A 9,019-nucleotide genomic window follows, 5' to 3' on the forward strand; every position below is an offset into this window, starting at 1 on the left:
GACACTCATCGATTGGGCGCCGGTACTCTGGAGTCATCAGCCACCGGCACGAAACCGTCGAGCAAGGAAAGGGACGTGTCATGTCAGCACCACAGCCCTGGGCCAAGCCCGTCCTCGCCTTCGGGCTCCTGACTGTCGTCCTGGCTCTAATCACCGGCGTGCTGGGCATGCACATCGTCATCACGGGCCCCCACACAATGCACCAAACTGCTGCTGCTGAAGCCCGCACGAGTGCCACCGCCGTCGGGCTTCACACCGCTCACGGCGATCGCCATACGATCGGGCACACAAGCCAGTCCCTCTTCATCTCATCGGGAATCGACACGACTCCGCAGACGCAGTGCACGTGCTCGGGAAACTGCTCGGGCGAGCACGTCATGGGAGGCTCGTGCATCCCATCCACTGCGACTGGCAGCCTCGCGGCACCACTGCCTGAGAGCACCGCCGTCGTTCCCTCAAACCTTCAGTCGCTGGGCGTCCAAGCAAGGGCGGCCTGGTCCTACATTCCCGGCAGCCCTTCACCTGGTGATTTGTCGATCAGCAGAACATAGACCCGCACACCACGGGCCGTCTCCGCTACGGACCGCAAGTCCTTATCTGCTGCCATCGGCAGCTACAGCGCGCCCAACACAGACTCTTCGACGATGGGCGGCACACCTAGTCCTGTTGGCGTCGGCATATCGACGCCAAGATGCCTTTTGTGAAGGAACCCCTGTAATGAAAACGAAAACGATTCTGCCTATGACCGCCGTCGCCCTTGCTTCTTGCCTCGCCTTGGCAGGGTGCTCTACCGCCACTCCGGGATCCTCCGGAACGTCCATGCCCGGCATGGATCACGGCAGCATGGGCCCATCCATGATTCCGTCGGCATCTGCGTCGCCCCTGGCCGGGAACCATAACTCCGCTGATGCGATGTTCGCCCGGATGATGATCCCGCACCATGCCCAAGCAGTGGAGATGAGCGAGATGATCCTCAGGAAGCAAGACGTCCCTGCCAGCGTGAGCGCGTTGGCGAGCCGAATCAAAGATGCCCAAGGTCCGGAAATCGAAAAAATGACCGGCTGGCTCAAGACCTGGAATGAGCCCACGATGATGGCGGACAGCCACAGCATGGACGGCATGATGGGTGAAGATGACATGTCCAAGCTCGAAACAGCTCAGGGCGTGGAGGCGGCAAAGCTATTCCTGACCCAAATGATCGCCCACCATCAAGGCGCCGTGACGATGGCCAAAACCGAGACCACCGATGGGAAAAACCCCGACGCCGTCCAGTTGGCCAAGGACATAGTCACCGCACAGGAATCCGAAATCAAGGAAATGCAGCAACTGCTGACAACCCTTTAGGCAGCTATCGGGTTGCCGGCTCGGCAGGGCCGGCAACCTGTCGCACCCTCTACTGCACGGGGCGGTCACCGAAAACGCTTTCAAAAAATCCAATTGTGTTAGGTTAGGCATACCTTCACACTTTGACGGGTGAGTATTCAGTCTGTCCTGACCGGTGTCGGCTTTGCGTCCCGATTGCAATCTTTTGGGGATCGGCCAGCGGTGCGCGTCGACGGCCGGTCGGTGTCCTACACAGAGCTGTCCCGGCGCGTGGATGACTTGGCTCGCACCTTCGGCGACGGACGACGGCTTATCGCTTTGGAAGCCGAAAACACCCTCGCGTCGTTGACCGTGTACTTGGCCGCACTGGCGTCCGGCCATCCATTGTTGATCCTGCCCGCCGGCGGTGGTCCGGCTGCGGAGGCACTGCTGGCCAGCTATGATCCTGATATCCTCGCCGGCACGCACAACGGCGATGTGGCCCTGGATGTACGACGACAGCAGACAGCGCACGATCTCCATCCGGACCTCGCTCTGCTGGTCAGCACATCCGGTTCTACGGGCTCCCCGAAGCTCGTCCGCATCTCGGGCGATGCCCTGGAAGCCAATGCCTGCGCCATCGCGCAGTACCTGCACCTGCGGCCGGAAGATACCGCCGCTACCACGCTTCCGCTCTCCTACTGCTACGGAATGAGCGTGGTCAACAGCCACCTAAGCGTGGGCGCCAGCTTGGCTTTGACGGACTTGTCTGTGGTCGATCCGTGTTTCTGGGACCTCGTCCGGAGGGAGAACGTCACCTCATTTGCCGGTGTCCCCTACACCTTTGATTTGTTGGACAGGGTCGGTTTCGCGCAGATGGACCTGCCGAGCCTGCGGTACATCACCCAGGCCGGCGGGCGGCTGGACCCGAAACTCGTGCGCTCCTACGCGGAGCTTGGGGCCGTGCGCGGTTGGGACCTCTTCGTCATGTACGGCCAAACGGAGGCGACCGCCAGGATGGCCTATCTACCACCGGACCTGGCCGCTGAACATCCCCGTGCAATCGGGGTCCCTGTCCCCGGTGGCTCGTTCCGGCTGGACCCCGTCCCGGGACTTGACGCGGGCGAATTGGTCTATGCGGGCCCTAATGTCATGCTCGGATACGCCGAAAAGCCTGCTGACTTTGCGCGTGGCCGGGACGTCACCGAACTCCGCACCGGAGATCTCGCCAAGCGCAACACGGCAGGCTTGTATGAAGTGGTTGGCAGGCTGAGCCGCTTCGTCAAGATCGTTGGGTTGCGAGTAGATCTGGGCGAAGTCGAACGCCTGCTCGGCGAATTCGGGGTGATCGCCGCCGTCGCCGGAAGCGACGACGCAGTGGTGGCCGCCGTTGAAGGACACCAGGACCTGACCCTGATCGCCAAGACCTTGGCGCAGGACCTTGGCATACCCCGCGCAGCGGTGAAGCTCGTCCCCGTAAAGGAAATACCCCGCCTTGCCAATGGAAAACCGGATTATCCGGCAATCCTCAACCTGCCCGGCCGCATCGAACCAGTCGGCACGGCCCCCACCGACGTGCCTGGACAGGACAACCCGCTGACGATTTTCGCCGACGTCCTGGAACGCGACGACATTTGCGATACGGACACCTTCACCTCATTGGGCGGTGATTCCCTGTCATACGTGGCGGCCTCCGTCCGGCTCGAAAGAACCCTGGGCCACCTCCCGCGCGGTTGGCACCTGATGCCCATATGTGAACTGTCGGCAGCAACAAAGCTACCGGCCACCAGGACGGGAAAGTCCGGCACCACCGACGCACCTTCCGGGGGAAGGCAAGTACAAGATGCTGGGCGCAGAAGAGGAAGATTCTGGGCGCAGATGGACACTGGCGTCGTCCTCCGCGCAATCGCCATCATCTTCATCGTGTCCACCCACGTTGGCTTCTTCCACTGGGAAGGTACCGCCCACGTCCTGATCGCGGTGGCGGGTTACAACTTTGCAAGGTTCCAATTAAGCGGGGAGCGGCGTGAGCGGCTTCGACGACAATTGCGCACGGTAGCGAGGATCGTCGTTCCCAGCGTCGCGGTCATCAGCGTTGCCTTTGCAACCACCGACGACTACGCCTGGCACAACGTCTTCCTGCTGAACTCGGTGGTCGGTCCACAAGGCTGGACGGACATGTCCCGATTCTGGTTTATCGAAATTTTGGTACATACCCTCCTCGGGCTGGCTTTGCTCCTTGCCATCCCCGCCGTCGATAATGCCCAGCGTCGATGGCCGTGGGCGTTTCCGCTTGTCCTGGCCGGCATTGACCTGCTTCAACGCTTCGACGTCATCGAGTTGCCCTATCCCGGCCAAGGGCCTGTCCTTTGGCTCTTCGCCTTTGGCTGGGCGGCTGCCGCCGCAAAAACCGTGTGGCAACGCGCGGCGATGACTGCCCTTGCCCTGCTGACGATCCCCGGATGCTTCACCAACGAGTATCGAAGCGCGACAGTTTTGGTGGGGTTCCTGATTCTGTTGTGGGCCGCTACGCTTCCTGTGCCCTGTGGCCTGCGTCGGTTGACCGCGTTACTGGCGAGTGCCTCCATGTACATCTACGTCTCGCATTGGCTGGTCTACCCATACCTCCCGGACAGCCATAAAGGCCTCGCCGTTGGCATCTGCCTGGCGACCGGCGTCGGATACTGGGCCGTTGCTTCACGGGCAATGGTCGGATTTGAAGGGCTTCTGCGGCGTCCTTTGAAAAAGCATGTCCAACGCCAGGGGCAGCTGAAGCGCTAAGGCCACAGCAGCGGCCGGGCTTCTTTTCTGCGTATCGCATTCCTCACGCGGAGTGGTTGCGGTTCCGGAAACCGGAACCGCAACCGCTCTCACTCCAGTTCGCGCGTTAGCGGCGGACGGCAGCTACCTTGCGACGGCTGACCGCTGCAAGGAACAGGCCCAGCAGGACCAGACCAACTGCCCAGAGTACGAAGCTCTCGTTCGAGCCGGTGCTGGCCAGTGCAGTGGAACCTCCGACGGCGGTCGCGGAGGCCGCTGCCACCGCACCTCGGGTGCCGCTGACGATCAGCTTCACACTGCCCGACTGGCTGCCGCTGGCCGTTACTCCGGCGCCACCGATCCCCGTGCTGGGACCACTAACCCCTATATCTGCACCGCCGGTGCTGGGTCCACCAGTGCTCGGTGCACCGGTGTTCGGTCCGCCAGTGCTCGGTCCGCCAGTGCTCGGTCCGCCAGTCGTAGGCGGGTTTACAACAGGTGGGTTTACAACAGGTGGCTCAACAACGGGTGGGTTCACAACCGGCGGGGTCACTCCGCCGAATGAACCGCCGCCGATGCCTACAGACGTCGAGCCGATGGTGACCGGTGCTGTAATGGGAACGATGAGTTGAGTTCCGGAGAGCAGTCCACCGTCACCCGACGTAGTGCCCTCAGCAGGAGCTCCGGTGGTTGCAGCGCCCGTTGAAGCCCCAGGAGTGGCTACTACTGAGTCACCCAGAAACCCTGCGGAAATCCCTCCCACGTTCACCGGAGCGGTAATCGGAGCAACAACCTGTGTTCCCGAAGCAACCCCATCAGAACCGGACGTGCCAGCAACCGGAGCAGCTGCACCCGAGCCCGCCGTACCGGTGGAAGAACCACCGGTCGTGGCGGTCGAGCTACCAAGGACACCAGCACCCAGCGAACCCAAGTTCACCGGAGCGGTAATCGGAGCAACAACCTGTGTTCCCGAAGCAACCCCGCCCGAACCACTCGTGGTTCCGCCCGACGAACCAGACGGAGCAGCCGTTCCGGTGGAAGAACCACCGGTGGTAGCTGCGGAATCACCCAACGCACCAGCCGAAACAGCTCCAACACCAACCGGAGCGGTAATGGGCGCAACCACCTGGGTTCCCGAAGCAACCCCGCCCGAACCACTCGTGGTTCCGCCCGACGAACCAGACGGAGCAGCCGTTCCGGTGGAAGTACCACCGGTGGTAGCTGCGGAATCACCCAACGCACCAGCCGAAACAGCTCCAACACCAACCGGAGCGGTAATCGGAGCAACAACCTGTGTTCCCGAAGCAACCCCATCAGAACCGGACGTGCCAGCAACCGGAGCAGCTGCACCCGAGCCCGCCGTACCGGTGGAAGAACCACCGGTGGTAGCTGCGGAATCACCCAACGCACCAGCCGAAACAGCTCCAACACCAACCGGAGCAGTAATCGGAGCAACAACCTGTGTTCCCGAAGCAACCCCATCAGAACCGGACGTGCCGGCAGCCGGAGCAGCTGCACCGGAGGCCCCGGGTGAGGTAGCGGAAGCAGCAGTCGAATCGCCGCCGACCCCCGCTGCAGTGGCCCCGATGTTAACAGGGACCAAAATCGGAGCCACTACCTGGGCGCCGGACGCGATACCCTCTCCCCCCGACGTGGTTGCCTGCGCCGGCGATGCCGCTGGCGCAGGAGTAGTTGGCGCTGGTGTTTTTGACGCCGATGAGTCCCCCAATAGACTCGCCGAGGTGGAACCGACAGTCACGGGGACTGTAACCGGTGCAACTACTTGGGTGCCGGACGCGAGACCGTCCGACCCGCTGGTGGTGGCCGCCGGGCTACTGGACGCGGCCGGCCCCGATGTTGTGGCTGGGCCCGTCGCAGTGGAGCCCCCCAGCAGACCCACTGATGACGAGCCCAGGCTTATGGGCGCGCTAACCGGAGCAACAACTTGTGTTCCGGACCCAACGGCGTTGGAGCCGCTGGTGCTGGGGCTTGCCGCTGCACCCGAGGTTGGGGCTGTGGCAGGCGCCGTTGTATTTGCTGATGAACCTCCAAGAATCCCGAGGGAGGTGGAGTTGAGGCTTGCAGGTGCGGCAACTGGTGCTACTACCTGTGTTCCGGAGAGCAGTCCGCCGCTCCCGCTGGTCGTGTCCGCGGCGTTGGCCGCCGTGGCGCCGAGGGCGATAAGGCCGCCGGCAAAGCATGTGCCTACAAGGCACCTGCGGATTGTCGAGTTCATGGTGATCTTCTCCTGAAGGTCTTGTCCCGGAGACGTCCGATCCACGGATCGTCAAAATTGCCGTATGCCGCCGACTTGCGCGCGGCGCGGTTAGGGAACTAGTCAGGAGAGGAGCCGGGATCAGACGAGACCGACCGGGGATGCTGTTCATTGCTGGCCAAGGCGAGGCCAGAGACTGAGTCTGCAGAAATAACCAAGGCGCCACCCAGGAACGCTGCCACCGGGCTCACCGGTCCGTTCTGGGAACTTCCCGAACCAGCGTTGGTGGCGGCCAGGGGAGCCGTTTCGGGGACGATCGGACCCGCAGGGGAACCGCCGTCACCTGCCGCCATCGCAACGTCCCCAACGGCTGGTACAGGTGAGTGGTTCCACAGAGGTGAATGCAGTGAAGTCTGGACACCCCCGACCTGACCCGCGGCAACGGCGATCAACGACTCAGTGAGCGCGGCTTCCACCGCTTGCCCTGCCGCTTCGGCGGGTTCAACTGCCTCGGGCGAGATGACGACGGCGGACGGCGGCAAGGTGCCTTCCCCTGGCTTGGCAGGGACGGCTGGCGACTGGTCCCCCGGCAGCGCCGGCAGGAAATCCGCTGGTCCAGTTATTGGTGGGAGGACCTCGTTCAGCGGCGGCAAAGCCTTATCAACGACGTCCACGATGGGCTGCACAACCGGGTTGGTCGCATCGGTCACCGGTGCCAGCGCGATCGGCTTAAGAACTTCATTGACTGGTGGGGTTACAACGCCGACGACTTCGTCTACGCTGCCCGTAACAGGCACAACTGCGGAGTCCACGACCGTTCCGACCGTGTTGGAGGGAACGACTTGGTTGACTAACGGCAGCGTTCCAACGATGTTGTCAACGGACCCAGCCACCTGCTCAACCACGGGAGTCGCCGTCGGAACCTGGACCGTTACGGCTGGAGCCGGAACTGCGGCTTTGACCGGCGCGGGGAGAGAAACATTGGGTACCGGGATGCCGATAACTGGCGTCTTGGCAGCGTCGGGCGTAACGCCCTGCACCGACGAAATCGTGGAGCTGACGGACGACTTGATCCCGCCCAACGATGACTGATCAGGGCTTCTGGAGTCTGCGCTGGCGGCTGTGGCAGATAGCGCCATCCATACCGCGGTACCAGCGCCTGCGATCATGACGGAGCGGAGAATCCGAGCAGCACGTGGAAACACGTGTATGGCCTTCATCTCGACACCCCCCAGGTAGTCGCAAACCGATGGTCGACTTCATCCTAAAACCGGATAAACCCAATAGTCCATGCTTTGGAGGGGTCGAGATGAAATTTTTGTAAGCAACCTTGCTTAGGAGGGGTAGAAGCCCGTTTTCTCGGGACCGAAGTCCGGAGCTGCCAGTGAACCGCCCGCAACCTTCCCATGTTGTGACTGCGTTTCCTGGAGTCGTTTGATGAACCAGCGGGATTGTTCCGGCCCGTAGGGCAGAACCGGAATGGCCTTGGTGGCGTCGGCCGGCATGTCGCGGATTGACTGGGTAGCCTGGCGAACTGCAGTGCTCATGGTGTTTGCCATGGTCTTGACGAACTGGTCGCTCGCGGGCTTCCCGTGGCCGGGGACCAGATGCTCGTACCGGTGGCGCAAAGCCGAGATGTGCCTCAGGACATCCGCCCACTCTTCAGGGTAGGAGTCCTCGAACGACGGGTGCGCTCCCTGCTCCACGAGGTCACCAACGAACAAGGTTGAGTTGGTACCTACAAGTAGGTCGCCATCCGTGTGTGCTCGGCCAAGGTAGAACAGCGTAGCGGTGATGCCACCGAGATCGACGAGTACGGGCTGGTCATGGACGATCGCGTTCGGAACAACGATCTCGACGGCGTCGCCCTCACCGGCCGCCATTTCCGGCTCGTTGGTTGCAACGAAGCGTCGCTGCAGGTCGCCATCGCTTTCAATCGTGGCTGCGCAGTTGGCGTGCGCCCAAAACTCCGTAACGCCGTCGTCCGCAAAAACAGCGTTCCCGAAGAAGTGGTCGTAGTGCGCGTGCGTGTTCACAACCACCAATGGAAGCTGCGTTTTCTCTCGGACTGCAGCGAGGATTTCACGGCCCTGGCGAGGTCCGCATCCGGTATCGATAACCATGGCGAGCTCGGTGCCCACAACGAGTCCCGTGTTTAGCAGGGACCCTTCGGTTTCCAGGACGTAGTTGTTCGGACCAAGTTCTAGCCAAGCTGACAATTAATTCTCCGTCTACAGTGCAATCCGGCGATGTTCAGGCCTCGATTCTACCCACGGGAAGCTGGGAGATGACGGAATGAACTATGGTGGCGAAAACCCAAGGGGCCACGATCGTACAGATCGTGGCCCCTTGAAACGGAAGCGCCCGCCGAAACGGAAAACCGCTTCACAGGTTTCGCGTATCTCGGCTAAAGCAGGATGCTCATAACGTTCCAGCCCGAACCAACCTGGCGGGGATTGAAGAACCCACCCGCCCCGTTACCGGGGTACAAGAGCAAGGCACCCGCGCCGTTGCGTGCCAAAACGTCAGCCCGGCCATCGCCGTCGAAGTCGGCGGGACCCTCAATCGCGGTCATGACATCCCAGCCCCAGCCGATCTGCCGCGCCGCAAGCCAGCCACCGGCGCCGTTGCCCGGGTAAAGGAACAACGCCCCCGAAGAGTTACGGGCCAGAATGTCAGCCGTGCCGTCACTATTGAAGTCACCAGGGCCGTCGATGGCACTCATGACGTTCCAACCGGAAC

At 62.2% G+C, this 9,019-nt stretch carries 7 protein-coding genes; 3 read left to right on the forward strand and 4 right to left on the reverse strand.

The genetic code is table 11. The annotated features are described in order from the left end of the window. The first annotated feature begins 80 nt into the window (after window positions 1-80). The 3 genes from ACIPY2_RS14130 to ACIPY2_RS14140 all read left to right on the forward strand — a co-directional run bounded on the left by ACIPY2_RS14130 (window position 81) and on the right by ACIPY2_RS14140 (window position 4,083). Entirely contained in the window at window positions 81-551 is a 471-nt protein-coding gene (locus ACIPY2_RS14130) for a hypothetical protein (RefSeq protein ID WP_400267020.1), read from the forward strand. A 166-nt stretch (window positions 552-717) separates the two neighbouring features. Next, complete coding sequence (locus tag ACIPY2_RS14135; protein ID WP_400267021.1) at window positions 718-1,344, forward strand: DUF305 domain-containing protein; 627 nt, start codon at window positions 718-720, stop codon at window positions 1,342-1,344. Window positions 1,345-1,473: 129 nt separating this feature from the next. Further along, on the forward strand, window positions 1,474-4,083 hold the full coding sequence (locus tag ACIPY2_RS14140) for an AMP-binding protein (protein ID WP_400267022.1): 2,610 nt from the start codon (window positions 1,474-1,476) through the stop codon (window positions 4,081-4,083). A gap of 106 nt (window positions 4,084-4,189) precedes the next feature. On the opposite strand, the gene ACIPY2_RS14145 is transcribed toward ACIPY2_RS14140, so the two are convergent. The 4 genes from ACIPY2_RS14145 to ACIPY2_RS14160 all read right to left on the reverse strand — a co-directional run. Next, window positions 4,190-6,298, reverse strand: coding sequence for a beta strand repeat-containing protein (locus ACIPY2_RS14145; protein ID WP_400267023.1), 2,109 nt, complete (start codon window positions 6,296-6,298; stop codon window positions 4,190-4,192). 98 nt (window positions 6,299-6,396) lie between these two features. Next, the gene (locus ACIPY2_RS14150) at window positions 6,397-7,416 is read right to left on the reverse strand and encodes a hypothetical protein (RefSeq protein WP_400267024.1); all 1,020 of its coding nucleotides are present in this window, start codon (window positions 7,414-7,416) and stop codon (window positions 6,397-6,399) included. Between the two features lie 195 nt (window positions 7,417-7,611). Then, complete coding sequence (locus ACIPY2_RS14155; RefSeq protein ID WP_400267025.1) at window positions 7,612-8,496, reverse strand: MBL fold metallo-hydrolase; 885 nt, start codon at window positions 8,494-8,496, stop codon at window positions 7,612-7,614. Between the two features lie 188 nt (window positions 8,497-8,684). After that, window positions 8,685-9,019, reverse strand: a 335-nt coding sequence (locus tag ACIPY2_RS14160) for an FG-GAP repeat domain-containing protein (protein ID WP_400267026.1), incomplete at its 5' end; no start/stop codon positions are given.

Source organism: Paenarthrobacter sp. NPDC089675, assembly GCF_044749185.1.
Lineage (GTDB): Bacteria > Actinomycetota > Actinomycetes > Actinomycetales > Micrococcaceae > Arthrobacter.

Excerpts from the sequence above, each read along its gene's own strand:
- ACIPY2_RS14130 (WP_400267020.1), top strand. The coding sequence starts at position 81 with ATGTCAGCACCACAGCCCTGGGCCAAGCCCGTCCTCGCCTTCGGGCTC.
- ACIPY2_RS14145 (WP_400267023.1), bottom strand. The coding sequence starts at position 6,298 with ATGAACTCGACAATCCGCAGGTGCCTTGTAGGCACATGCTTTGCCGGC.
- ACIPY2_RS14135 (WP_400267021.1), top strand. The coding sequence starts at position 718 with ATGAAAACGAAAACGATTCTGCCTATGACCGCCGTCGCCCTTGCTTCT.
- ACIPY2_RS14150 (WP_400267024.1), bottom strand. The coding sequence starts at position 7,416 with ATGGCGCTATCTGCCACAGCCGCCAGCGCAGACTCCAGAAGCCCTGAT.